Origin of the sequence: Sorangium sp. So ce426 (assembly GCF_051475585.1) — a bacterium.
Lineage (GTDB): Bacteria > Myxococcota_A > Polyangia > Polyangiales > Polyangiaceae > Sorangium > Sorangium cellulosum_B.
This window is the reverse complement of sequence record NZ_CP150341.1, coordinates 13,011,996-13,037,053: the sequence shown is the minus strand read 5'-3', so window position 1 is coordinate 13,037,053 and position 25,058 is coordinate 13,011,996. Positions and strand designations below refer to the sequence as shown.

The window sequence follows — 25,058 nt, the reverse complement described above, 5'->3', positions numbered from 1 at the left end:
GTCACCCCTTATGCGGCGGGACAGCCGTCTCCGGCGCCTTGGCGAACCGCTTGAATATCGCAAGCTCGGCGCCGATGCTCGCGAGACCATGATCGGCGGCCTCGTAGAGGATGCGTTCGTTGGCGCCCAGCATCTCTTGGATCTGGAGCGGCGTACACGTGGGAATGAAGACGCCGATCACGCCAGGATCGTAAAATCTGAAGTAGACACGCTGTCCCGATTCCTCCAGCTCCACCATCAAGAACCGCCGGAAGTGCCGTCGGACCTCACGGAACGGCTCCAAGCTCGTGCAGTAGATGCCCCAACGCCTTCCCCATCCCTCGAGCACGAGCCGCGATAGCAGCGTCGAGCTCGGATCCATGGGACCAGCCAGGTAAGGCGCTACGTGCTCCAAAGGTTCGCCGGGCGGCCCTTCGTAGAGCGACTGGTGGCGCTCCACCGACTCTCGCAAGAGCTCCAGGATCCGGTCGTCGCGGGCGGCGTCCAGGAGTGCGTACAGGGGAACGCGCGAGGACGCCTCCCGCAGCCTCTCCAGCGCTCGCTCCGCGAGCGCGTGGCGCTTGGCGCGGAGGCGCCCCGCGTCCTCATCGACCTCGTCCTCGTTCTCCTCTTCCGGCGGCGGTGTACGGGCCTCGAAGTAGACCATGAAATCCGCTTCACCGGCGTGGATCCATGCGCCGTGCTCCACCTCGGCTTCGGTCACCGGCGCGCCGTTGAGCTGCGTGCCCGTCATGCTCCGGAGGTCCCGCAGCGTGCAGCGTGCGCCGTCCCACGCGAGCTCGAAGTGCACCGCCGAGAGTCTAGGATCGTGCCGCACCACGAGCTGCGCCATGTCCCCTCGCCCAACCCGCAGCGTCTTGCCGGGCTCGATGGCGACCTTCGTGCCTGCGAGCCTCCCCCAACGGACCTCGACGATACACCGCGGCGCCGGCATCAGCGCCGCTCCCGCTTGCGGCGCGCCTCGCGCTCCTTCCGTTTACGCTCGCAGTCCTCGCAGAAGGGCTTCTCCGTCCTCAACGTCTCCGCCTGAGGGCTCGACCCGATGAGCACCGTAGGACAGCCCTTCACGATCACCCCGCCGTGTGACGTAGGATCCCCCATCCGCGCCGCATCCTTGTAGCCGATGATCACTGTGGGTTCCCCCGCGGAGATGCTGTCGACTGCAGGAACGCACTTGGCGCTGTCGCCGACGCGTGCGGCGGGCTGGAAGCCGATCAAGACCGTACCTTCTCCGCCCAGCACCGGACCACCGACGTGGGGGACCGGTCCGGGCTCGACCATCGGGCAAGCGTGCATGTCCGTGATGCGTGCTGCCGGAGGCATATCTTTCCTCCTCTCCTCAAGCGTTGCAAACGTTCAACCGTGCCAAGCCCAGCACCGGATCACTGCCCTATCAGCGTCCGGCTCACGTCATCGGTGACGGCCTCCATCGCCTCGTCCGGCTCCTCCGGGCTTACGCCCTTGCCGCTGCCAGGCGAGCCGCCGCTGTTGATGCGCACGACCTTGCCCCGGATGGTGATGCCGCTCGCGTCGATGCGAATGAACCCGCCCGGGCCCTTGAGCGTGAGGTCCTTCGCCGCCTCGATGACCAGCGCCGTGCCGGCCGCGACGTGGATCTCCTCCGCCGCCGCGAGCGCGTGGTTCTTGCCCACGACCTCATGGCGATCTCCGCCCACGATCAGCGAATGCGAGCCGTTGATCTTCTGGTTTCGCTTCCCCCAGACAGAAAGGTGGCTGTTGCCTTCCACGCGCTCCCGCTTCTCTTGCTTGATGACGATGTCCTGATCCTTGCCGACATAGACCTTCAGGTTGCCGAGCGTGCGCGCTTGCTCGTCGTTCTTCACGAGCAGGTGGCGGTCGTGACCGATCGTGATGGTTTCGTCATTCTTGACGAGCCGGCGACGATTCCTCTCCGCCTGCTCCCAGACGAGCTCTTGCCCCTTCAGATCCTCGAACATGATCTCATTGAATCCGCCGCCGCCCTGCGACGAGTCGCTCTTCCAGGTGCTCCTCGTCTTGTGCTCCGGGAGCTTGTAGGGGACCTGCTGGGTGGCGTTGAAGACGCGCCCGACGATGATCGGCTGGTCGGGATCCCCCTCCAAGAAGCCGACAAGCACCTCCTGGCCGACACGGGGGAGGACCATCATCCCGTAGCCCGTTCCGGCCCATCCCTGGCTCACGCGGATCCAGCACGAGCTCGCGTCATCGTGACGACCCTCGCGATCCCAGGGGAATTGGACGCGGACCCGCCCGAACTCGTCGGTGTGGATCTCCTGTCCCGCGCGGCCCACGACCGTGGCGCACTGTGCGCCTTCGACGCGAGGCCTGGGGGTGCGGAACGAAGGAAGGTAGGGGGAATCCGTGAAGAGGGCGCGGCCTGACATCGACCACTCCTCACCAGGGCTGCCCTCGACCGAAAACTCGGTGACGAGCAGCCGCGTGCCATCGGCGATCTCAGGATGCGGATGGCCATCGATGCCAAAAACCACGCCGGGCCAGAGGTCGATCGTGTTCGTCTCGAAGGAGATCGCGCGCCGGTCGACGCGCTCGGCACCGAGCGCGCGCTCGGCCAGCCTCTTCCCGAAGGACTGCTCGTGACGCGTGACCCCCTTGTCGTCCGCAGCCGGCGTGCCACCACCCTTGTCCGCATGGATCAGGAAGGCGCCCGGTTGGTAGTGGTACTGCTCGTATTTGTCCTCGGGCATGGGTGCCTTCTGCGCCTCGCCGGTCAGAGGGAACGCCGGGCGGCGAAAATCGTGGTCGCGGATCGTATAGGCCCCCGGACGGACCTCGTGGGAGAGCTGAACGTTGGCGACGAACTGGTTGTCCAGGGGTTGGTTGGGGTTGTCGGCATAGGTCAGCGGCGCGCCCTCGCGCAGCGGATTCTGGTGCAGATGGTCGCTCAGCGTCAGCCTGGAGCCCGCGCTATCGTCATCTGGAAAGGTAAACGCGATGCCGGCCTCTTCCCAGAGACGGCTCAGGAAGGCATAGTCGCTCTCGCCGTACTGGACCCTGTACTCAAGCCTGGGATAGCGGCTTCGATCGATCTGCCAGACGGGCTGCAGGTTCCACTCTGCGAGCAGTCGGTCGGAGATGTCCGGGATCGTAAGATGCTGGTAAATTCGGTAGTTGCGGCGCTGAGTGAGCAGCCAGAGGTCCGGGACGATGCGCACGTGGTAGCTTGATATGGCCGTCTGACCGTTGCTTGGCTGCACCGCGTGGACCTGCTCGACATAGCTGCATATGCCCGTCCAGAGGCGCGCACCTACGCCGGCATGAGACAGGCCGCCGACGACGCGCAAGCGCGCCGGCCTGCCGATGATCGCCTCCAGGTCGAGGGCGGGGTTCTCGGATCCTGCGAGGACCGAGACGGTGAACAAGCTCGATACCGCTTCCTGCACCGAGAACCGGCGCACGGAAAGCGGGCCCTCGCCGCAAGCAAAGGTCACCTCGAGACTCATCGGCGGGTTCTCCTTCGTTCAGCCGGCGAGCGCCTCCCTCACCCCATGCCAGGCTCACCGGTTCGATCGAATGCTACGCGATCCACCGCCGTCACCAAAGCAAGAAAACGATCTCGACAAACGAGAAGTTCGAGGCAGCGACCTCCTCTTCGATGACGAAATCATGACTCGCGCCTCGACGAATGGAGCAGCGCGAACAGACCGAGGCTAGCTCAGCTCTCCGCTGAGATGATGCAGCGCCATGCGGTCGGTCGCGCCGTCAACTCCTGGGCAGCCGCAGGAGCTCCGCAGCCGCCGTCCTGAAGATGCGCTCGCAGGCCCCCCACGCCGACTCCAGACGCGCACGGACAACCTGGACGGCAGCCTCCACCTTGGCCCGCTCGCGCGCGTTTCCCTGGACCTGTTCAAGCAACCGCTGGAGGGCACCAGGGTCTTCCGCCACGCGTGTCATATGAAAGAAGGCCTTCCGGACGCGCGTGATGTCAGGCGTGAGGTCCCCCTCGTTCAGGTAGGATCGCGTCCGCGCGATCTTCGTGAACAGGCGGATCACGGCGTCCTGGAACGCCTGTGCGTGCATGGAGTAGGTTTCGTTGTTGGCGTCCTCGCCCAGATAGGTTGCCGTCTGCAGCGACTCTCTCAGGTTCTTTAGGGCCACATCGTCGCGAAATGCCGCCAGCAGGCTCGATGTCCGCGGCATGGATCGCCGCATCCAGTCGTCACGCGCTGCTCTGCTATGGATGAGGGTGCCGAGCGGCGCCGACGCGGCCGAGCCGCTGGCGAGCTTCTCCCGCGCATAAGCGATGAACCCCGCCTCGAACGCGCCATTCACTTTAGCAACGATGTTGTTGAAGACATGATCCCCCTTCGACATGCCGACCTCCACGTCGCGACAGTTGCACGCCCCACGCGTTACGCTCGCTGCGCCCCCATCAACCTCGCAAGCGCCGTCACCCGGAGCGCCGCCGGATGTGCTTCGTAGTGATCCTCCTGCAGCTCGACCACCGCGATCACCTTCGCCTTGAATCGCGCCTGCATCGGCAGCTTCATCGCCAGGTCCTCGGGCAGGTACGCCGGCACGGGCCGTGACGAGCCGTCCAGCTGCAGCAGCGCCCGCAGGTGCGCCGCCCCGAACACCGCGCGCCGCTGGTAGCATCGCCGCTCCACGAGCACCCGCTCTGCCTGCTCCCCCAGGTATCCCTGCGGTACGGAGCGCTTCCCTCTCGCGAAGGCGTCCTCGATCCGCTTCGTGAACCCCTCGGCCACCGCCGGGGGACTGAGCAGGTGCGGCATGCTCAGGAAGGTCTTCGCCTCCTCGACGGCAGCGCTCAACACCTCATCCCCTGCCGCGAACGAGGCCGCCGTCGTCATGGTCGCCTTCAGCCGATCGAGCTCGTCGAACGGCAGACACATCTCGCCGGCCAAGAGGAGCAACGGCGCGACGAACTTCCCGTCCTCGCGGACCGCCCGTTCTAGCGCTCCGCTCAGCCCCGCCTCGTCCGCTGCCTCGCCGCGCGCAAGCACCTCGAAGACCTCACGGCGATCCTCCACCGCCATTGGATCCTTCGCGATCGCCGGATCGTCCACCTCCCCGTCGAGCGGCCTCTCCGAAAGCTCGCGGAGGATCTGCTGAAACGCTGGCTTCCGCCGGACCCGCGGCACCTCCTCCGGGTCGTACCAGATGAACTGCAGCGCCGCGCCCGTCTCGATGCGTGGCGTCGCCACCGGCACCGGACGCCCCGGCGCGGCCTCGGGCCTGGCGACCTCCGGGCTGACGACGTGCGCCGCGAGCTGCCCAACCGTCATGGGAGCCGGCTGGCCAGCGCGAGGCTCGACCGCCCACGGACTGCTGTCGCGCGCCGGCGGGATCGCATCCACCAGCGCAGGAGCCACGACCATGGGCGGCGCTGGCGGGGGCGGCGCAGGTGCGAGGAACACGTCCGAATCCTCGCTGCCCATGCGCGTTCGGCGGGACGGAGGCGCCGGGGCGGGCTGAGCCCCCGCCCCCCATGACGGCGACGACTGGCTGAGCGACGGTGCGGAGCCCGGCGGCGCGGGCGCAGAAGGCGGCGCAGCAGCGCTCCACCCAACACCAGCGCCCCATCCGGACGAAGACTGGGACAGCGGCCGCGGCGGGCTCTGCACTGGAGGTGCCCCGAAGCTCGGCGCATGTGGCGCAGCACCTGACGGCGCGAACGGAAGCACTGCGCCCGCCGGCTGCATGCCCCCCGGAACCGGAATTAGGGTCCCCCCGAAGCTCTCCTCTTCTTCAGACGACGACGCCGGTGGAGGAACGGCCGTCTCCGCAACGTCGAGCCCTCGCGGCTGCGACGCCATCGGTGCGCGTCCCATCGCTTCCCCGGGCCAGCCGGCGCTCGGCCCGGCCTGCGCGAGCTCGACAAGCACTCTTCCCCGCTCCTGCGGGTGCTCGATCGGAACTTGCGCCCGCCACGTCAACGCGCACACCGACCGGTCCGTGTCGATCCACAGCGTATCGCAGCGCATGGTGAGCGGCTGCTGCGCCCCCTTGGCCCGCTCGAGCACCGCGCGCGGCCGAATGCCGGGCAGGCTCGTGACGAGGCTCGGGTGCTCCGGATGGAGGTTCTCGAGCGCGATACGCGCGTCCTCACGCAGCTCCTTGAGCTGCTGGTCCTGCGGAGCGTGGTTGAAGCACGAAAAGTCGATGTCCTCGGGGAGCGGCTGCTTGTACCAGTCTCGCAGCGTCCCCTGTCCCGCCTTGCGGCCCAGCTTCTCGCGCCTCGTTGGCCACGTCGGTGCCAGCGGACCGAAGCCGATCGGCGCAATGAAATCAGCCGGGGATGTGACCTTCGCCCCGGTCTGCTGGAGGTTGGGGACCATGACCCTCCGTTGCGCATCCTGCATCCCAGGGCGAACCCCCACAGGATTGACGGTGTCCGGCCCGCCCGCAGCGCGCTCATAGATCAACGGCAGCCGCGAGAACTTCTGTCCTTCGTGGAGCGTTCCGTCCTGAGCAAATACACGATCACAGAATACCGCGACCGACTTGTCCACCTCGCCCACGCTGAGCCGGGCGATGAGCGAACGCACCGGTTCTCCCCTGGGCGCGAACGCATGACCCACCAGCACGACGTCTGCCCAGGGCTTCACGGGCACGAGATCGCAGGCTGCCCGAAGGCTCCGGCGGGCATCATTTTGCCAGTACTGATCGTCCTCGTGCGGGGGCTCCTGCTCCCTTGCCATCACCGCCTCGCCTGCGCGCAGCAGGAACGTCGCCTTGCAGACGACGGTGAGCATCCATATCGCGGGACGTGGCTGCCAGACGACCGAAGCGACCGGCAATGCGCAATTGGAGACGACATCCATAGCGGCGGTCATCATCATACACACCTCGGCGATAAAAAGTTGTCCCGCCAACATCGAGCTCGCGGCACCCGGGAATACCTTCCGCCCGCGCAGCCTGGTCATGGGTTCGCCGACCAGGAGACCTTGCCAACGAACCAACTCTCCAGAGCAGCTCCGCGGCTCGCTCCCCGCCCCCGCCTCCCCTCCCCAGCTTGACCTGGCCCCCGCGACGCACGAGGATCCGCCTCGTGCCCCAGCGAAAGCGCTACCTCTTCGTCTGCGTCAACCGCCGCCCCGACGGTGTTCCCAAGGGCTCCTGCGCTCAGCGCGGCGCCGACGGCATCCACGTGCAGCTCAAGGCCGCGCTCGCCGAGCGGGGCCTCGCGAAGGTCGAGGCGCGCGCCTGCTCCGCGAGCTGCCTCGACGTCTGCTGGGCGGGCCCCGTCATCGCCGTCGAGCCGGACGGCTACTTCTACGGCCGCGTGACCCCCGCCGACGTCCCGGAGATCGTCGACGCCCTCGCGTCCGGCCGCCGCGTCGAGCGGCTCGTGCTCCCGCCCGAGGACTTCACGGAGGCGACGGCCGCCCCGCCGCTGCCGGCGCCGCCCCGCGGCGCGCCCCCGCAGGCGTGAGGGGCGGAGGCGTGATGCGCGGCTTCGAGTTCTGCGAGACCATGGCCGGGAGCTTCCACCTGGTCGACTCGCCCTCCGACGAGCGGCCCATGTCGTTCACGATCCGGGCGCGCTCGCGCGGCCTCCTCGACTTCCTGCGCAAGCCCGAGGTCGAGATCGAGGGCGAGATCGACGCCGAGGGCTTCGCCGACCACCGCTACCTCTCCGGGCGGCTCGGCCTCGACGTCGTGCGCACCGGCACCCTGCCCTACTCCTTCGAGTTCACCGCCAACGACGGCCGCCGCTGCGCGTTCGCCGGCCGGAAGACCGTGCGCCCCGGCGATCTCATGACGTCGATGACCGTCCTGCCCGGCGTCCTCGTCGGAGACGGCGGCGCCCTGATCGGCGAGGCGCTCCTCCGCTTCGACCTGCGGAGCGACCTGCTCCGGTTCCTGAGGAGCTTCCGCGCCACGAGGTAACCACCATGCAAAGGATCGAGCCCGCAGACAGCGCGGTCATCGTCATCGACGTGCAAGAAAAGCTCGCCGCCGCGATGCCGGCGCCCCAGATGGACGCGCTGACCCGCGCGGCCACGGTGCTGATCGAGGCGGCGCGGCGCCTCGGCGCGGCGGTCGTCGCCACCGAGCAGTACCCCGCGGGCCTCGGCCCGACCGTCGCGCCCATCGCCGAGCGGCTCGCCCAGGCAGGCGCGCCCGTCCTCCCCAAGATGGAGTTCTCCGCCTGCGGCTCCCCCGAGTTCGAGCGCGCCTTGCGCACGCCGGCCGGGCGCGCGCCCCGCGCCGCCATCGTCGTCGGCATGGAGGCGCACGTCTGCGTCTTCCAGACCGCGCGCGACCTCGCCGCGCGCGGCGTCCTCGTCCAGGTGCCGCTCGACGGCGTCGCCTCCCGCCGCGACGACCACCGGCTCGCCGGCCTCGATCTCTGCCGCGCCGCAGGCGCCACCATCACCACCGCGGAGACCGTCGTCTTCGACTGGCTCAGGATCGCCGGGACGGACGACTTCAAGCAGCTGTCGAAGCTCATCCGCTGACCGATCCCGCGATCTTCGCGATCTTCGCGGGGAGCGCGCGGGGACCAGGCCGGCGTGTCAGTTTGTCATGCGCCGGATCGGACTTTGTCAGACCCGTGCTCTCCTGGACATGCCGCTGACGTCTGTGACACAGTGGCGCATGGCTGACGATCTGGCACAAGTCCCCCCGAGCGCGCCGCCTGCTGGCCCCGCTGCGCCGCCGCCCGGCGCGCCGACGGTCCTCGTGGTCGACGACGAGCCGTCGAACGTCGCCTCCATCGAGAAGATCTTCCAGCGCGACGGCATGCGCGTCATCACGGCGGACAGCGCGAAGGCGGCCCTGGAGATCGTGCGCAGCCGCCGCGTCGAGGTCGTCCTGACCGACCTGATGATGCCGGGCGTCAGCGGGCTCGAGCTGCTCCGCGCGCTGAAGCAGCTCGCGCCCGACACCGAGGTCGTGATGATGACCGCCTACGGGACCGTCGAGACAGCGGTCCAGGCCATGCGCGAGGGCGCCTACGACTTCGTGGAGAAGCCGCTCAAGCGGATGACGATCATCAAGAGCGTGCGCAAGGCGGCCGAGCGCCAGTCTCTCGTCGCCGAGAACCGCTCGCTCCGGCAGGAGATCAAGCTGCTCACGAAGCGCGAGATCGTCGGATCGAGCCCGACGCTCCGCCGCGTGCTCGACATCGCGACCCAGGCGGCGCCCTCGAGCGCCACGGTGCTCGTGCTCGGCGAGAGCGGCACCGGCAAGGAGCTGCTCGCGCGCTTCATCCACGAGCGCAGCGCGCGATCGCGCGGGCCGTTCGTCGCGGTCAACTGCGCGGCCATCCCGGAGACCATCCTCGAGGCCGAGCTCTTCGGCCACGAGCGCGGCGCGTTCACCGGCGCCCTCGCGAAGCGCGACGGCCGCTTCGCCAAGGCGGCCGGCGGCACGCTGTTCCTCGACGAGATCGGCGAGCTCTCGCCCGCCGTGCAGGTGAAGCTCCTCCGCGTGCTGCAGGAGGGCGAGTACGAGCCCGTCGGCGGCGACACGGTGCGCGCCGACGTGCGCCTGGTCGCGGCCACCAACAAGGACCTCCGCGCCGAGGTCGCCGCGGGCCGCTTCCGCGAGGACCTGTTCTACCGGCTCAACGTGATCGCGATCACGGCGCCCCCGCTCCGGACCCGCCGCGAGGACATCCCGCTCCTCGTCGACCACTTCCTCGGCGTCTACTGCACGAAGAACAACCGCCCCCGCCTGGAGGCGCCGCGCGACGTGCTCGCGCGCCTGACCGACTACACGTGGCCGGGCAACGTCCGCGAGCTCGAGAACGTGATCGAGCGCGCCGTGGTCCTCTGCCGCGGCGATCAGCTCTCCGTCGACGACCTGCCCGACTTCATCCGCGAGGCCGCCCCCGCCGAGCCGAGCTCGCTCACCTTCTCGGTCGGCACGCCCCTCGACGAGGTCGAGCGCAGGCTCATCCGCGAGACGCTCCGCCACGCCCGCGGGGACAAATCCGTGGCCGCGCAGTTGCTCGGCATCTCCACGCGCACCATCTACCGAAAGCTCGGCGAGCTGGAGTGACGCCGCGCGCGCCGTCCCGCGGACACGGCGCGCTCCCGTGCGCCGGCCCCCCGCGAAAATCCATTTGTCACTTTGGCAACGAAGGCCGCCCGGCGCGGCTGGGGTGCGTCACCTTGGCGGGACAGCTTCCGAAATTTCGTGAAGACGCGGGAAACCACCGGCGATTGACCGCTGGCATGAAACTCGCCTAGAGGAGGGTGGGCGCATGGGCATCGACGCGATCCTGAAGCGGTATTTTCCCTGGGTGCTGGGCGCGCTGATCGCGCTCGCCGCCTACTTCCAGGCGTCGGGCATGGGCCAGCTCGTGGCCTCGAGCGTCGCGATCGACGCCCCGCCGGCGCCGCCGAGCCCTCCGACGCGCCCGGCGTCGTTCGGGTCGACCGCGAGCAGCACGGACCACGCGACGAGCGCCGCGGCGATCCTCTCGCGCAACCCGTTCGACTCGGTGACAGGGCCGCTCGACGGCAAGCCGGTCGAGATCCCGAGCGCCCCGCACGAGCTGCCCAACAAGGACCCGTACGCGGACCCCTCCTGCGACGGCGCCCGCGTCCTGCTCATCACGCAGGCCGACGATCCCGCGTGGTCGTTCGCGGCCATGGCCGGCTCGGACGGCAAGGCGATCTTGCGCCGGCAAGGGGATGAGATCAGCGGGCAGACCGTTTACTACGTGGGGTGGGATCGGGTCTGGCTGACGTCCGGCAGCTCGCGGTGCCAGGCCGTCGTGGGCAGCAACCATGTCGTCGCCCGCGCCGCGCCGGCGCCGGCGCCCGCGACGACGTCGACGAGCGCGGCGGCGAAGCCCGCCGCCCGCGGCGGCAAGAAGATCCCGCCGGAGCTCGCCTCGAAGATCCAGCGCGTGAGCGAGAACGAGTTCAACGTGGAGCGCAGCGCCGTCGACCACATCCTGGAGAACCAGGGCGAGCTGATGCGCTCCGCGCGTATCGTCCCCGAGAAGGAGGGAGACAAGGTGGTGGGCATCCGTCTCTTCGGGATTCGCCCGGACTCTCTGCTGGGGACGCTCGGGCTGGAGAACGGAGATCGGCTGTCCAGCATCAACGGGTTTGAGATGAGCGATCCGCAAAAGGCCCTCGAGGCCTACGCGCGGCTCCGGACGGCGGACCGGCTCACGGTGAGCATCAACCGCAAGGGCAAGCCGATGAACATCGACTTCAACATCAAGTGAGCGCTCCGGACTGAATCCAGGGACGAAAGCAGGGTAGCGGCATGGCGCGATGGATAGGGACGCTGAACGAGGGGAGCCTGCTCCGGCGGACGCTGATGGTGATCGGCACGTTCGTCCTCGGCTCGCTCACGTTCGTCGGGGTCATGAGCCTCATCCTCGTGTCGGTCGCCAAGGCCGTCCTGCCGCCCCACGACAAAGAGTCCGCGACGGACGCGACGGAGGAGGCCGACAGCGAGGCCTCCGCCAGCGCGAGCAAGACCGCCCTGGGCAAGACCTCCCGCTCGAAGCGGCCGCGGCCCCCCTCGCCGCCCGCGCGCGAAAGCGCGCCGAGCGCGCCGAACGCGCCGAACGCTGACTGAGCGGCGCCGCCTCCCCTACCAACCAACGCAGAGAATATCGAGTCGACTGATGGTGATGACGACCCTCGAGCGATCCTGCTGCCTCCGGAGGAGGCTCCTCGCCGCGCCGGTGGCGGCGCTCGTGCTCGCCGCCGCGGCGCCGCCCGCCGCAGCGCAGCCCGCGAACCGCGGCGCCCCCGTGCTGCGGACCCCCGGCCAGGTCCCGCCGCCGCCCGCCCGCCCCGCGCCGGGCGCGCCGGCCGCAGGCGCTCCGCCAGCTGCCGCGCCGGGTGCGCCTGGCGCTCCGGGCGACGCCGGGGACGACCCGCTCGCCGCGGTCAAGCAGGGGGTCCAGGAGATCGAGTTCAAGCCGAAGCCCGGCGGCTACAAGGTCAGCTTCAACCTCGACGAGGCCGACCTCCCCGAGCTCGTGAAGGCCATCAGCAACATCACCGGGCGCCGCTTCATCTACGGCGGCAAGCTCCGGCAGATCAAGGCCACGGTGTACGCGCCGGAGAAGGTGACCGTCGCCGAGGCGTACAGCGCGTTCCTGTCGATCCTCGCCTCGAACGATCTCACCGTCATCCCCCACGGCCGCTTCCTCAAGATCGTGGAGACGCCGGGCGCCGTGTCCGAGACGACCCCCGTGTTCGGGACCGCCGCGCCCGTGCCCGCGGAGGACCGGTTCGTCACCCGCATGTACCGGCTGTCCCATATCGACGCCAACGAGGCGGGCGGCGTCCTGAGCAAGTTCAAATCGAAGGACGGCGACGTCACCGTCTACCCGCCCGGCAACCTGCTCATCATCACGGACACCGGGACGAACATCCAGCGCATGCTCCGGATCGTCGAGGAGATCGACGTCGGCGGCGCCGGCGATCAGCTCTGGGTGCAGCCCGTTCATTACGGCTCCGCGGCGGAGGTCGCGACCAAGCTGAACGAGATCGTCGACCCGAGCCGGGGCGCGGCGGGCGGCGGCAGGCCCGGCAGGGGCGGCGCCGGCGGCACCGGCGCCCGCATCATCGCGGACGACAGGACCAACTCCCTCATCATCACCGCCACCGAGCCGGACTACCTGCGCGTCCTCGGCATCCTGAAGCGCCTCGACGTGGCGCAGACGGGCGAGGGGCAGGTCCACGTGCTCTCGCTCCAGCACGCCGGCTGCAAGGAGCTGTCGGCGACGCTGAACCAGGTCCTCACCGGAGGGAGCGGCGGCGGCGCGCCCGTGGGCGGCAGGCCGGGCGCGCGCGCCGCCCCCGCGGTGCCCGGCTCGACCGACGACATCTTCGAGGGGCAGGTCAAGGTCACCTGCGACGAGGCGAGCAACAAGCTCCTCATCACGTCGTCGCCCCACGATTACGCCCAGCTGCGCACCGTGATCGACGAGCTCGACGAGCCGCGGCGGCAGGTGTTCATCGAGGCCGTGATCATGGACGTGAACGTCAGCCGCTCGCTCGATTTCGGCATCGGCTACCACGCCGGCGCGCCGTTCGACGGCCTCAACGCGGACGACAGCGTCGTCTACGGCGGCAACAACATCCGCCAGTCCGTCATCGGCCTGCCGGCGCAGCTCGGCGCGCTCGCGCTGGGCATCAAGGGCCCCGCGATCACGGGCTCGAACAACATCCTCGGGACGGGCATCTCGATCCCCGCGTTCGGCGTCGTCCTGCACGCGCTGGCCCAGGACGGCGACTCCAACGTCCTCGCGACGCCGCACATCCTCGCGACCGACAACGTGCCGGCCGAGATCTCGATCGGCCAGAACATCCCGCTCCAGACCAACGTGGGCGGCGGCGGGCTCAACCAGCTCGCGAGCCTGGCGGGCGGCGCGGGCGCCGCGGCGGGCGGGCTCGCCGGCCTCGGCGGCCTGCTCGGCGGCCTCGGCGGCATCGGCGGCACCGCCGCGCGCCAGGACGTCGGCACGAAGATCAAGGTCGTCCCCCACGTCAACGACTCGGACCAGGTGCGGCTGGAGCTCTCCGAGGAGATCTCCGACGCCGGCGCCCCCCTCGAGGGCGCGCTCGGCGCGATCCCCATCAACAAGCGCACCGCGAGCACCACGCTCGTCGTCCGGGACCAGCAGACGGTCGTGATCGGCGGCCTCATGCGCGACGGCATGACCACCTCGGAGACGAAGATCCCCGTGCTGGGCGACATCCCGGTGCTCGGGTTCCTCTTCCGGCAGCGGGTCAAGACGAAGACGAAGACGAACCTCCTCCTCGTGCTGACGCCCTACGTGATCCGCGACCAGGACGACCTCCGGACCATCTTCGAGCGCAAGATGCAGGAGCGGCAGGAGTTCATCGACCGCTACTTCGTCTTCAGCGAGAGCGCCGCGTGGGAGCCGCCGCGCGACTTCGGCCGCGCGAACGGGCTCCTCGAGGACATCCGCCAGTCGATGCTGGCCGAGGAGGAGCGGGCGCGCCTCGAGGAGGAGGCGCGCCCGAAGGGGCCGCGCGAGCACGTGCCGGTGGATCCGGTCGGCCTGCCGACGTTCGGCGGCAAGGCCACCGGCGCCGCGCACATGCAGCCCGGCGCGGCCGACATGGAGGGCGAGCCGGCCCAGCTGCCGCCGCCGCCGAACGGCGCCCCGCCGCCGCGGCCCACGCGGCGGCCGCCGGGTGGACGGCAGATGGAGCGCGTGGAATGAGCCTGCAGCAGCAGCAGTACCTCGGCGAGATCCTGGTCCGGCGGGGCGTCGTCCCCGCGGAGCGGCTCGCGCCGCTCTACGACACCGTCCGCGAGCGCGGTCAGGCGCTCGCGGACCTCATCGTCTCGTCCAACATCGCCGACGAGGCGAGCATCGCCAAGGCGCTCGCGGAGGAGTGCGAGGTCGGCCTCCTCCCGCGCATCGACATCGACGCGGTGCCGCTCGAGCTCGCGAGCCGGGTGCCGATCACCTACGCCAAGCAGCACAAGATCCTGCCGCTCGCCGAGCACGACGGGGTCGTCTACTGCGCCGTCGCCGACCCCCTCGACACGACGGCGATCGACGACGTGCGGGCGCTGTTCGGCAAGCCCGTCGAGATCGCGGTCGCCACGAGCGACGCGGTGCTGAACGCGATCAACCGCATCTGGGAGCGCAAGGAGGACGGCGGCGCGAAGCTCGAGGGCGACACGGCGCTCGAGGAGGACAACCTCGTCGACATCATCGACTCGGACGACGACGCCCCGATCATCGCCTGGGTCAACGGCCTCTTCGCGCAGGCGGTCCGCGAGCGGGCGAGCGACATCCACATCGAGCCCGAGGAGCGCGACGTCGTCGTCCGCTACCGGATCGACGGCGAGCTCTACGTCGCGAAGCGCGCCTCGAAGCAGTTCATGGCGCCGATCATCGCCCGCGTGAAGATCATGGCGGCGCTCAACATCGCCGAGAAGCGGCTCCCGCAGGACGGCCGCATCACGCTGAAGATCGCGGGCAAGAGCGTCGACATCCGCGTCTCGACCGTGCCGACGAGCCGCGGCTTCGAGCGGATCGTGATGCGCATCCTGCACAAGGCGTCGGTCCTGCTCGGGCTCGACGACCTCGGCTTCGCGCCGCGCGAGTACGCCATCATGGACGCGCTCATCCAGCGGCCGGACGGCATCATCCTCGTCACCGGCCCGACCGGCAGCGGCAAGACGACGACGCTCTACGCCTGCCTCAACCGGATCAACGAGCCCAGCCGGAACATCCTCACGGCCGAGGACCCGGTCGAGTACGAGATCGGCGGCATCCACCAGATCCACGTCCACCCCGGGATCGGGCTCACCTTCGCCTCGGCGCTCCGCGCGTTCCTCCGCCAGGATCCGGACGTGATCATGGTCGGCGAGATCCGCGACAAGGAGACCGCCGAGATCGCCATCCACGCGTCGCTGACCGGCCACCTGGTGCTCTCGACCCTCCACACGAACGACGCGGCCGCCGCCGTGACCCGCCTCGTCGAGATGGAGATCGAGCCGTTCCTCGTGCGGAGCAGCGTGATCGGCATCCTCGCCCAGCGCCTCGTGCGCCTTTTGTGCCCGGCGTGCAAGGTCCCCTACCGGCCCTCCGATTACGAGCTGCAGCAGCTCGGCCTCGACGAGGACCGGCTCGCCTGGAAGGCGCGGCGAAAGGTCTCGACCCGCTACAGCGTGCACGGACAGAAATACGACTACATCGGTCAGGACATCGACCGGGCCGTGTTCTACAAGCCCGGGGGCTGCGACGCCTGCAACCAGAAGGGCTTCATCGGCCGGCGGGGCATCTACGAGCTGATGGTCGTCGACGACGCCGTGGGCCCGCACATCCTGAAGAGCGCGGACGCGCAGACCATCAAGCGGGTCGCCATCTCCCAGGGGATGGATACGCTCCGGGATGACGGGGCGCGCAAGGTGCTCAAGGGCATCACCACCGTCGAGGAGGTCCTCGCGGCGACGCAGGAAGACGTCATCGTCGACGAGTAGGGAAGGCCGTGGCGGTATTCGAATACAAAGGCATCCTCGTCGGCACCGGCAAGCCGGTCAAAGGGGTCCGCGACGCGGAGAACGCGAAGGCCCTCCGGGCCGCCCTGCGCAAGGACGGCGTCATGCTCACCGGCGCGACCGAGGAGCAGGCCGCGAAGGCGAAGGCGAAGCGCGATCTCAAGATCTTCGCCTTCGCGGGCCGCCCCTCGACGTCGGACGTCGCCCTGATGACCCGCCAGCTCGCGACGCTCATCGGCGCCGGCATCCCGCTCTTCGAGTCGCTCAACGCGCTCATCGAGCAGGTCGAGAAGGAGTCGCTGAAGAAGGTGCTCACGCAGGTGCGCGAGCAGGTGCGCGAGGGCACGAGCTTCGCCAAGGCCCTCGAGGCGCACCCCTCGGTCTTCCCGCCGCTCTACGTGAGCATGGTGCGCGCCGGCGAGGCGTCCGGCACGCTCGAGGGCGTGCTGACGCGCCTGACCGTCTTCATGGAGAACCAGGCGAAGCTCGTGGGCAAGGTGACCGCCGCCCTCGCCTACCCCGCGCTGATGGCGCTCATCGGCATCGGGCTCATCTCGGTCCTCATGATCGCGGTCGTGCCGAACGTGACAGGCATCTTCGCGTCCATGGACCAGGCGCTGCCCTGGTACACGGCGGCGCTCATCGGCACGTCGGCGTTCGCCTCGAGCTACTGGTGGCTCGTCCTCCTCGCGCTCGTGGGCGCGGTGTACGGGTTCCGCCGCTGGGTGCGGACGCCGAAGGGCCGCCTCGCGTGGGACACGTTCGTGCTGCGGGCGCCCATCTTCGGCAAGCTCATCCAGATGCTGTCCATCGCGCGCTTCTCGCGGACCCTCGCGACCCTGCTGTCGTCGGGCGTCGCGCTCCTCAGCGCGATGGATATCGTGCGGAGCGTGCTCGGCAACGCGGCCCTGGAGAAGGTCATCGTCGACGCCATCGCGTCGATCCGCGAGGGCCAGAGCATCGCCGAGCCGCTGAAGCGGAGCGGCCGGTTCCCGCCGATCGTCACCCACATGATCGCCATCGGCGAGAAGAGCGGGCAGCTGGAGGCGATGCTGGAGAACGTCGCCAACGCCTACGACTCCGCCGTGGAGACCCGGGTCCAGGTGCTCACGAGCCTGCTCGAGCCGCTGATGATCGTCATCATGGGCGGCGCGGTCGCGTTCATCGCGATATCCATCCTCATGCCGCTCATCCAGATGTCGAGCTTCGTCGGGTAGGTGGCTATGGGGCGGCGCAGGCAGCGAGAGAGCACGATCTTCTTCCCCTGGGAGCGCGGCGGCGGGCTCTTCCGGCGGACCGGCATGGCGCGGGTGCGGCCCTTCGCCGCGGGCCTCGCGATGGCGGTCCTCCTGCTGCTCCTCGGCGCGCGCGAGCGGCGGCTCGTGGGAATTCGATCGACCCGCGCCACGTTGTCCGTCGTCCACGGGGCGATCACCCTGTACCGCGCCGATCACGAGCGGCGGTGCCCGGGCTCCCTGGAAGAGCTGAAGCGCGAGGGATACCTCGCGATCGACCCGGTCGACGCGTGGGGCAGGCCGCTCCGGCTCACCTGCCCCGGAAGAAAGGATCCGGACGGGTACGATCTCATGAGCGACGGACCGGACGGCGAAATAGGCGGCCTTGACAGGGTGGAGTGAGAGATGGAGACGAACAGAGCAAGCAGCGCAAGAAGGATTCGACGGCTGAGCCGGAAGCTCTCGCGGGGCGTGACCCTTGTCGAGGTGCTCATCGTCGTGACGATCATGGCGATCATCGCCGGCGGCGCCACGCTCGTTGTGTGGCCGAAGCTCAAGCAGTCGCGCGTCAAGAGCGCCTATACCGGGGCGACGATCATCAAGAGCGCCGCCGAGCAGTACCAGCAGCTCGGGGCGGGCGGCGATGGGTGCCCGACGATCCAGGCGCTGGTCAGCGCGAAGCAGATCGACGGCAACAAGACGGACGATCCCTGGGGCCAGCCCTACAAGATCAAGTGTGACGAGAACAACGACGTCCATGTCGTCTCGTCCGGCGACGACAGGAAAGAGAACACCCCGGACGACATCCGGGATGACATGAAGCAGTCGGATCTCAACAAGATCGCGGAGATGTAGCGCCGCGCGGGAGCAGGAGCGCCCATGGCACGCCGTCGCACGAGGGGACTCACGCTGGTCGAGGTGCTGATCACCGTCACGGTGATCGCGCTCATCAGCGGCTCGGTCATGCTCGGCATGGGCGCTGTCACGAGCGCGCGGCTGAAGCGCAGCGCGGCGCTGCTCGCGGGCGCCGTCCGGGTCGCCTACGCCCACGCGAACGCGAAGTCGAAGCCGGTGCGGCTGGTCTTCGATTTCGAGGAGCGGATGATCGTGCTCGAGGAATCCGCGGGTGAGCTGCTCGTCGAGCGGAACGATCGGGCCGGCGGCGCCGCCGCGGCGACGGAGGCCGAGAAGGCCGCCACGGCGGAGGCCGAGGCGATCCTGAAGGGGCCGCGCGCGCCGCGGCCCTCGTTCGAGCCGGCGAAGGCGTACGGCTTCAACCCCGAGAAAGACAGGCCCGGCAAGGAGCTGTCGAGCGGCGTGCGCTTCCTCCAGGTGGAGACCGGACACCAGGACGAGCCCGTGACGGAGGGGCGGGCCTATCTCTACTTCTGGCCCGGAGGCCAGACCGAGCACGCCGCGATCCAGCTCAGCCTGGGCGGCGGGGAGACCGACGACGCGGTGATGACGGTGCTCGTCTCGCCGCTGACCGGCAAGACGGAGCTCAGGAAGGGCAAGGCGAGCATGCCCAGGCCGCGCGACGACGCCGAGGCGTCGGAGCGCGAGGACACGGGGCTCTGATGCGCGCCCGCGGCTTCACCCTGCTCGAGGTGATGGTGGCGGTCGCCATCCTCGGCCTCGGGCTGACGGCGATCCTCTCCGCGCAGGCCGGCGCCTTCTCGGCCGCGGCGCACGCGCGGAACCTCAGCCTCGCGAACGGGCTCGCGCGCTGCAAGATGACCGAGCTCGAGGAGCGGCTCGCCAAGGACGGCCTGCCGGCGCTCGACGAGGCCGACAGCGGGCCGTGCTGCGAGGGCGACGAGTCGCCGAACCTCAAGTGCAGCTGGCGCATCGAGAAGCCCGAGATGCCCGAGCCCAAGTACGGCGATCTGGACCTCGACACCAACCTCGAGGGGCTCGGGGCGCTCGGCAAGCCGGGCGAGTCGAGCGGCACCGCGGCCCCGAGCGGCGACATCAACGATCTCGCGCAGTCGCTGGTCGGCGGCGGCGCGGGGGGCGGCGAGTCGGGCGGCGGGATCTCGGGGCTCCTGCAGCCGTTCGTCGACATGCTCGCGCCGACGCTCCAGCCCATCTTCGAGGCGAGCGCGCGGCGGGTGACGGTCAAGCTGACCTGGCAGCAAGGGTCTCGAGAGCACGCGTTCGAGCTCGTGCAGTGGGTGACGATCCCCCAGATGGGCCAGCCCGAGGAGGGCGCGGGCGGTCAGGGAGGAGGAGGTTGACCATGGCGGCGCGAAGGGCGAGATCTCTCCGCAGGCGCCGCGGCCGCGCGCGCGCGGTGACCCTCCTCGAGGTCCTCGTCTCGGTCGGCATCCTGGCGCTCATCGGGACGCTCATCTACGGCGCGTTCGACGGCATGAGCCGCGCGCGCTCGGGCATCTCCCGGATGGGCGACCGCTACCACCAGGGCCGCGCGGCGATCGCCCGCATCTCGCGCGAGCTCCAGACGGCCTTCCTGTCCAGGCACCAGCCGGCCGACAAGAACATCGTCGTGCGGCTCACCGCCTTCGCGGGGGACGACTCGTCGCCCGCCGACCGCGTCGATTTCACCGCGTTCGCGCACCGGAGGCTCCTCCGGAACGCGCACGAGTCCGATCAGTGCGAGATCGGCTATTTCGGCGCGCGCGACCCGGAGCGCGACAGGCTCGATCTCGTGCGGCGAGAGGCGAGGACCATCGATACCGAGCCGACGAGGGGCGGGGTCGTCAACGTGCTCGCCGAGGACATCGAGAGCTTCAATCTGCAGTACCTCGACCCGATCACCGGGGAGTGGGTCGACTCGTGGGACTCGACGCAGCCGGCGGCGCAGCTCGACCGGCTCCCCTCGCAGGTGTGGGTGACGCTGGTCCTGAACGGCGGGCCGGGCGGCGAGCCGATCAAGTTCGAGTCGAAGGTGCCACTCCCGATGCAGGTCCCCATCGCCTTCGGGGCCAACTGAGCCATGAGCCGCCCGAGGAGCCCCCACGCCGAGGACCGCGCCGCAGAGAGGCCGACTTCCGGACCCGCGCGCCGCCGCCTCCGGAGGCGGCGCGATCGGCGCGGCGTGGCGCTGGTCATGGTGCTCGGCGCGATCACGGTGCTCACCGTGTTCCTGACCGAGCTCCAGGAGGAGACCTCCACCGAGCTCTCCGCGGCGCTCGCCGATCGCGACGCGCTGCGGGCCGAGTACTACGCGAAGAGCGCCGTGAACCTGTCGCGGATGCTCATCGCCTCCGAGCCGAGCGTGAGCACGGCGATCGGGCCGATGCTCGCGATCGTCGGGATCAAGGGGAAGTTCCAGGTGCCGGTCTGGAAGTTCACCGACATGTTCCTCGGCCCCTTCAACGCGCAGCTCGCCGCGGGCGAGGGCAGCGCGGCGCCCCCCGAGGCCGCGGGCGAGGGCAGCGCGGCGGGCAAGAACCTGGGGCTCACCGGCGGCGGCCGCTTCGAGCTCAAGATCGTCGACGAGGACTCGAAGATCAACGTCAACCGCGCCGCCGACGACGTGGGCGGCATCTCCGATCAGATCGCGGTAGGGAACCAGCTGCTCAGCCTGATGAGCGACGCGCAGTACAACATGCTCTTCGAGGAGCGCGACGGCGACGGCCAGTTCTCGGACCGCGCGACCATCTGCAGCGCGCTCATCGACTGGGCCGACCCCGGCGACCAGACGTTCGCCTGCGACGCGACGCCGAACGCCCCGAGCTCCACCGGCGCCGAGGACAGCTTCTACCAGACGGTCGGCCTCTCCTATCAGCGCAAGAACGCCCCGTTCGACTCGGTCGACGAGCTGCGGCTGGTCCGGGGCATGAACGACGACTTCTGGGCGACGTTCGTCGACCCGGATCCGAGCAACCCGGACAAGCGGGTCCTGACCGTCTGGGGCAGCCGGAAGCAGAAGGTGAACGTCTCGTCGGCGAACGCGCTGACGCTGCTCAGGCTCACGTGCACCGCCGATTTCGTGGATATCGCGACGACGCCGCTCTGCAGCGACGTGAACCAGCAGACGGCGTTCCTCACCGTGGCGTCGCTCGTGCAGAGCATGACCGGGGGGCTGCTCTTCCCCACCCCGAAAGATTATGTCGATGCGATGACCCAGAAGGCGGGCAACTCGCTCGGGGGGATGCTCGGGCAGCAGTTCAAGGCCATGGGCGTGGAAGCTGTGAAGTTCAAGCCGAACGTCACGAAGTCCCTCGGCAACAAGACCAACTTCCTGAGCATCTACGCCGATGGCATCGTCCCGGGGAACAAGCGTGAGACGCGCGTGCGCGTCCATGCGGTGGTCGATCTCACGGGGGCGACGAAGCTCCCCGATCCGGCCAAGGATCCCAAGGATCCCGCTCAGCCCAGCACCCCTCCGACGCCGGAAACGTACGAACAACAGGTGCGATCGAACCCTGCCGGGACGATCATCTACTATCGCATCGACTAGGACACCCCTCCGGGAAGAAGCGCGCAAATGCACAGGCTGCTCGGGATAGATGCTGGAAAATCCGTGGTGCGGGCGGCGCTCATCCGCACCACGTACAGGAGGGTCTTCGTCGAGGCCCTCGGCGAGGCGGCCGTCACGGACGCCGTCTCCGAGGCCGAGGCCATCCGCGCCGCCGTGGGGCTCCACCGCCCCGACGCCGCGGCGATCGCGCTCTCCGGGGAGAAATCGTTCTACCGCCGCCTCGACCTGCCGGCGGCCGCGCAGAAGGAGGTCGAGAACATCCTCGGCTTCGAGCTCGAGGCCACGGTGCCGTTCGAGATGGAAGACGCTGTCTTCGACCACCGCCTGCTGAAGCGGCCGCCCGGCGTGGAGACGCTGCCGGTCTTCGCCGCCGTCGCGCGCGCGGACGACGTGCGCGAGCGCATCGCCGTCGTGAAGGAGGCGCTCGGCTTCGAGCCGGAGCGGGTCGCGCTGGGCGCGGTGGCGCTCGCCAACCTCGAGGCGGTGATGCCGGAGCTCGCCGCGCCGTCGCCCGCCAGCGCGCCGATCGCCCTGCTCGACCTCGACTACCTCACGTCCGAGATCGTGATCGTCTCCGGCGGCGAGCCGGTCTTCGCCCGGACGCTGTCGCGCGGGACGGCCGGCCTCCCCGGCACCGCGCCGGCGCTCGCGCGCGAGCTCCGCCAGACGCTCGCGGCGTGGCGCAACCTCGGCGGCGAGCCGCTCGCGGGGCTCTACCTGGTCGGCGGCGGCGCCGCCGCGCAGGGCGCGGAGATGTTCCTGTCGACGCAGCTCGGCCTCACGATCCTGCCGCTGCCGGCCCCTCGCATCGAGGGGCTCACGCCCGAGCAGGCCGCGGCGCTGCCCCGCTTCGCCAAGGCGCTCGGGCTCGCGCTCGGGCTGACGCCGAAGACCAAGGGGTTCAACCTCCGGAAGGGCGCGCTCGAGGCCGAGCGCAGCTACCCGTTCCTGCGCGAGAAGATCCCGATCCTCGCCGGCCTCGGCACCGTCATCGCGCTGAGCTTCGGGTTCTCCATCGTCGCGGAGCTGCGCACCCTCGACGCGGAGCGGGAGCTGCTCGCCGCCTCGCTCGCGACCGCGTCCCACGACGTGCTCGGCGAGGAGACGAGCGACCCGCAGAAGGCCCGCGAGCTGCTCGAGCAGGGCCCCGGCGCGGCCGACGAGGACCCGATGCCCCGCGTCGACGCCTTCGACGTCATGGTGCAGCTCTCGAAGGCCGTGCCGAAGGAGATCACGCACGACGTGCTCGAGCTCGACGTGAACCGCGGCCACGTGACCCTCCAGGGCGTCGTCCCGTCGGTGTCGGACGCGCAGATCATCGCGGATCACATGAAGGAGCACCGCTGCTTCCGCGACGTGAAGGTCGGCCGGACGAGCCAGTTCACGGAGGGCAGGCACAAGTACGTCCTCGAGCTGGATCTCAAGTGCGAGGACAAGACGAAGAAGAAGAAGACCGGCGCCGCCGACGCGGCGGAGAGCGCCTCGGCCGGCGCGCCGGAGAAGCCGGAGGGATCGCGATGACGCTCCGCGAGCGACTCGACAAGCTGGAGCCGCGCGAGCGCAGGCTCCTCACCATCCTCCTCGGATTCCTGGCGGTGATCGTCCTCTTGCTCGTGCCGATCGGGCTCGCGAGCGTCGCGTCCAGCAAGCGCGCCGAGAACCAGGAGATCCGCGATCTGCTCCAGTCGATCTACGAGGCCTCGGGGAAGGTCAGCGAGCGCAAGGCGCAGAAGGACGCGCTGCTCGCGCGCTACGCGCGGCCGGCGCCCGCGCTCGCGGGCTTCATCGAGGACGCGGCGAAGCAGCAGCAGCTCACCGCCGCCGAGTCGCAGGATCGCCCCGACGTCCCGCACGGCAAGAAGTACACCGAGCGGATCACGGTGGTGAAGATGCACAGGATCGGGATGCTCGGGCTCGCCAAGATGCTCGAGCACATCGAGAGCTCGGGCCACCCGGTCGCGGTGACGAAGCTGAACCTCAAGCCGCGCGCCGGGGAGCCGGACTCCTACGAGGTCGAGCTCGGCATCTCCGCGTTCGACCGGAAGGGCGAGCCCCAGCCGGCGACCCCCGCGCCGTCCGCGCCCCCCGCCGCGGACGAGGAGCAGGAGCCATGAAGGCGCGGCTCGTCAAGATCGCGAAATGGGCGGTCTACCCGCTCTTTTACCTCTTCTGTCTCGGGCTCTTCGGCTACCTCACGTTCCCCTACGACCGGCTCAAGGACCGGCTGATCGCCGAGTTCGACCGCACGCAGCAGAAGCGGGGCCCGAACCAGGCGCAGCGCCTCGAGATCGACGAGCTCGACTCGTACTGGTTCACGGGGGTCGAGATGAAGGGCGTGCGGCTCATCCTGCCGCCGGGCGAGCTCGGCGCGAGCAGCAGGCCGAGCGGCGCCGCGGCCTTCGCCTCGGGCGACGCCGCCAAGGACAGCGCGCCGAAGCCGAGCGTCATCGAGATCGACGAGGCGCACGCGCGGGTGAAGATCCTGCCCCTCCTGATCGGGCGGACGCGGATCTCGTTCTGGGCCAGCGTGTTCGGCGGCGAGATCGAGGGCGTGGTCCCGTGGGGCCGATCGAGCGGCGACGTCCACGTCGAGGTCTCGGACGTGGAGCTCGCCAAGGTGGGTCCGCTCGGGGACATCCTTGGCCTGCCCATCGCCGGCACGCTGAGCGCGAACCTCGATCTCAGCGCGCCCGACGGCAAGTTCAACAAGGCGAACGGCGCGCTCGAGGTCTCGGCCAAGGAGGTCTCGGTCGGCGACGGCAAGACGAAGATCCAGGGGCTCATCGCGCTCCCGGAGGCGAAGCTGGGGGAGCTGCTCCTGTCGGCGGAGGCGAAGGACGGGGTCCTCAAGGTCACGAAGATGTCCGCCAACGGCCAGGATCTCGAGCTGGACGGCGACGGCAAGGTCACCATGCGCGAGCCGTGGAACAACTCGACGGCGGATCTCTACGTGCGCTTCAAGTTCACCGACGCGTACCGATCGAAGAGCGATCTCACGAAATCGCTGCTCGGCGCGCCGGGGTCGAGCATGCCCGGGCTGATCGAGATGCAGCAGCCCAAGATGAAGCGGTCGAAGCGAGCGGACGGCTTCTACGGCTGGCACGTCCACGGCCCGCTGAAGAAGCCCCGGTTCGACCCGCACGCGGCCGAGTCGCCCGCCGCGCGGGGCCGCGGCACGCCGGGCGCGAGCCCGGCGACGACCACGAGGAAGCCCGGCGGCGTGAACCTGCCCCTCGGCGCCTCCGAGGCCGCCCCGAGGGAAGGTGGTGAGGATCACGAGCCCCCTGCGATGCCCCCGCCTCCGCCCCCGCCCTCCACCGAGGACGAGTCCCCCACACGGCCGCCGTCGCCTCCGCCCGTAGACGGCGAGGGCACGCCTCCCGTTGAATAGAGCGGGGCGCAGCTTCGTGCGACGAGGACGC

At 69.7% G+C, this 25,058-nt stretch carries 23 protein-coding genes; 18 read left to right on the top strand and 5 right to left on the bottom strand.

The window, feature by feature from the left end; all coding sequences use genetic code 11:
• Nucleotide 1: 1 nt before the first annotated feature.
• The 5 genes from WMF44_RS49055 to WMF44_RS49035 form a co-directional block, all read right to left on the bottom strand.
• Entirely contained in the window at nucleotides 2–934 is a 933-nt protein-coding gene (locus tag WMF44_RS49055; protein WP_437296941.1) for a DUF4123 domain-containing protein, read from the bottom strand.
• Nucleotides 934–1,323, bottom strand: coding sequence for a PAAR domain-containing protein (locus WMF44_RS49050; RefSeq protein ID WP_437296940.1), 390 nt, complete (start codon nucleotides 1,321–1,323; stop codon nucleotides 934–936). The genes WMF44_RS49055 and WMF44_RS49050 overlap by 1 nt, the downstream gene beginning before the upstream one ends.
• Nucleotides 1,324–1,382: 59 nt before the next feature.
• Nucleotides 1,383–3,461 carry a type VI secretion system Vgr family protein gene (locus WMF44_RS49045; RefSeq protein WP_437296939.1) on the bottom strand — a complete coding sequence of 693 codons (2,079 nt, stop codon included), beginning with the start codon at nucleotides 3,459–3,461 and terminating at the stop codon, nucleotides 1,383–1,385.
• Nucleotides 3,462–3,720: 259 nt separating this feature from the next.
• Nucleotides 3,721–4,332 carry a hypothetical protein gene (locus WMF44_RS49040; protein ID WP_437296938.1) on the bottom strand — a complete coding sequence of 204 codons (612 nt, stop codon included), beginning with the start codon at nucleotides 4,330–4,332 and terminating at the stop codon, nucleotides 3,721–3,723.
• Nucleotides 4,333–4,370: 38 nt separating this feature from the next.
• Nucleotides 4,371–6,803 (bottom strand): DUF2169 domain-containing protein, encoded by a 2,433-nt coding sequence (locus tag WMF44_RS49035; protein WP_437296937.1) that lies wholly within the window; start codon nucleotides 6,801–6,803, stop codon nucleotides 4,371–4,373.
• 227 nt (nucleotides 6,804–7,030) lie between these two features.
• Here WMF44_RS49035 and WMF44_RS49030 point away from each other — a divergent pair, with 227 nt between their 5' ends.
• From WMF44_RS49030 to gspN, 18 genes are all read left to right on the top strand, one after another.
• Nucleotides 7,031–7,414 carry a (2Fe-2S) ferredoxin domain-containing protein gene (locus WMF44_RS49030; protein WP_437296936.1) on the top strand — a complete coding sequence of 128 codons (384 nt, stop codon included), beginning with the start codon at nucleotides 7,031–7,033 and terminating at the stop codon, nucleotides 7,412–7,414.
• A gap of 14 nt (nucleotides 7,415–7,428) precedes the next feature.
• Nucleotides 7,429–7,872, top strand: coding sequence for a hypothetical protein (locus tag WMF44_RS49025; protein WP_012241832.1), 444 nt, complete (start codon nucleotides 7,429–7,431; stop codon nucleotides 7,870–7,872).
• A gap of 5 nt (nucleotides 7,873–7,877) precedes the next feature.
• Nucleotides 7,878–8,444: an isochorismatase family protein gene (locus tag WMF44_RS49020; RefSeq protein WP_437296935.1), complete on the top strand. Its 567-nt coding sequence runs from the start codon at nucleotides 7,878–7,880 to the stop codon at nucleotides 8,442–8,444.
• 139 nt (nucleotides 8,445–8,583) lie between these two features.
• Complete coding sequence (locus WMF44_RS49015) at nucleotides 8,584–9,990, top strand: sigma-54-dependent transcriptional regulator (RefSeq protein WP_012241830.1); 1,407 nt, start codon at nucleotides 8,584–8,586, stop codon at nucleotides 9,988–9,990.
• Nucleotides 9,991–10,195: 205 nt separating this feature from the next.
• The gene (gene gspC / locus WMF44_RS49010) at nucleotides 10,196–11,173 is read left to right on the top strand and encodes a type II secretion system protein GspC (RefSeq protein ID WP_437296934.1); all 978 of its coding nucleotides are present in this window, start codon (nucleotides 10,196–10,198) and stop codon (nucleotides 11,171–11,173) included.
• 41 nt (nucleotides 11,174–11,214) lie between these two features.
• Nucleotides 11,215–11,532, top strand: coding sequence for a hypothetical protein (locus WMF44_RS49005; RefSeq protein ID WP_437296933.1), 318 nt, complete (start codon nucleotides 11,215–11,217; stop codon nucleotides 11,530–11,532).
• 55 nt (nucleotides 11,533–11,587) lie between these two features.
• The gene (gene gspD, locus WMF44_RS49000; protein ID WP_437296932.1) at nucleotides 11,588–14,161 is read left to right on the top strand and encodes a type II secretion system secretin GspD; all 2,574 of its coding nucleotides are present in this window, start codon (nucleotides 11,588–11,590) and stop codon (nucleotides 14,159–14,161) included.
• Nucleotides 14,158–15,936, top strand: coding sequence for a type II secretion system ATPase GspE (gspE, locus tag WMF44_RS48995; protein ID WP_437296931.1), 1,779 nt, complete (start codon nucleotides 14,158–14,160; stop codon nucleotides 15,934–15,936). Before gspD ends, gspE begins: the two co-directional genes overlap by 4 nt.
• 8 nt (nucleotides 15,937–15,944) lie before the next feature.
• Nucleotides 15,945–17,171: a type II secretion system inner membrane protein GspF gene (gspF, locus tag WMF44_RS48990; protein WP_437296930.1), complete on the top strand. Its 1,227-nt coding sequence runs from the start codon at nucleotides 15,945–15,947 to the stop codon at nucleotides 17,169–17,171.
• A gap of 6 nt (nucleotides 17,172–17,177) precedes the next feature.
• Nucleotides 17,178–17,591 carry a type II secretion system protein GspG gene (locus WMF44_RS48985; RefSeq protein ID WP_437296929.1) on the top strand — a complete coding sequence of 138 codons (414 nt, stop codon included), beginning with the start codon at nucleotides 17,178–17,180 and terminating at the stop codon, nucleotides 17,589–17,591.
• 3 nt (nucleotides 17,592–17,594) lie between these two features.
• On the top strand, nucleotides 17,595–18,044 hold the full coding sequence (locus WMF44_RS48980) for a type II secretion system protein (RefSeq protein ID WP_437296928.1): 450 nt from the start codon (nucleotides 17,595–17,597) through the stop codon (nucleotides 18,042–18,044).
• Between the two features lie 24 nt (nucleotides 18,045–18,068).
• Entirely contained in the window at nucleotides 18,069–18,767 is a 699-nt protein-coding gene (locus tag WMF44_RS48975) for a pilus assembly FimT family protein (RefSeq protein WP_437296927.1), read from the top strand.
• Nucleotides 18,767–19,426, top strand: coding sequence for a type IV pilus modification PilV family protein (locus WMF44_RS48970; protein ID WP_437296926.1), 660 nt, complete (start codon nucleotides 18,767–18,769; stop codon nucleotides 19,424–19,426). The genes WMF44_RS48975 and WMF44_RS48970 overlap by 1 nt, the downstream gene beginning before the upstream one ends.
• 2 nt (nucleotides 19,427–19,428) lie before the next feature.
• Complete coding sequence (locus WMF44_RS48965; RefSeq protein ID WP_437296925.1) at nucleotides 19,429–20,142, top strand: type II secretion system protein GspJ; 714 nt, start codon at nucleotides 19,429–19,431, stop codon at nucleotides 20,140–20,142.
• Between the two features lie 3 nt (nucleotides 20,143–20,145).
• Nucleotides 20,146–21,615: a general secretion pathway protein GspK gene (locus WMF44_RS48960; protein WP_437296924.1), complete on the top strand. Its 1,470-nt coding sequence runs from the start codon at nucleotides 20,146–20,148 to the stop codon at nucleotides 21,613–21,615.
• 27 nt (nucleotides 21,616–21,642) lie between these two features.
• A complete protein-coding gene (gene pilM / locus WMF44_RS48955; protein ID WP_437296923.1) occupies nucleotides 21,643–23,157 on the top strand; it encodes a type IV pilus biogenesis protein PilM in 1,515 nt (504 codons plus the stop codon).
• Nucleotides 23,154–23,750, top strand: coding sequence for a hypothetical protein (locus WMF44_RS48950; RefSeq protein ID WP_437296922.1), 597 nt, complete (start codon nucleotides 23,154–23,156; stop codon nucleotides 23,748–23,750). The genes pilM and WMF44_RS48950 overlap by 4 nt, the downstream gene beginning before the upstream one ends.
• Nucleotides 23,747–25,027 carry a type II secretion system protein GspN gene (gene gspN / locus WMF44_RS48945; RefSeq protein ID WP_437296921.1) on the top strand — a complete coding sequence of 427 codons (1,281 nt, stop codon included), beginning with the start codon at nucleotides 23,747–23,749 and terminating at the stop codon, nucleotides 25,025–25,027. Before WMF44_RS48950 ends, gspN begins: the two co-directional genes overlap by 4 nt.
• Nucleotides 25,028–25,058: the final 31 nt, after the last annotated feature.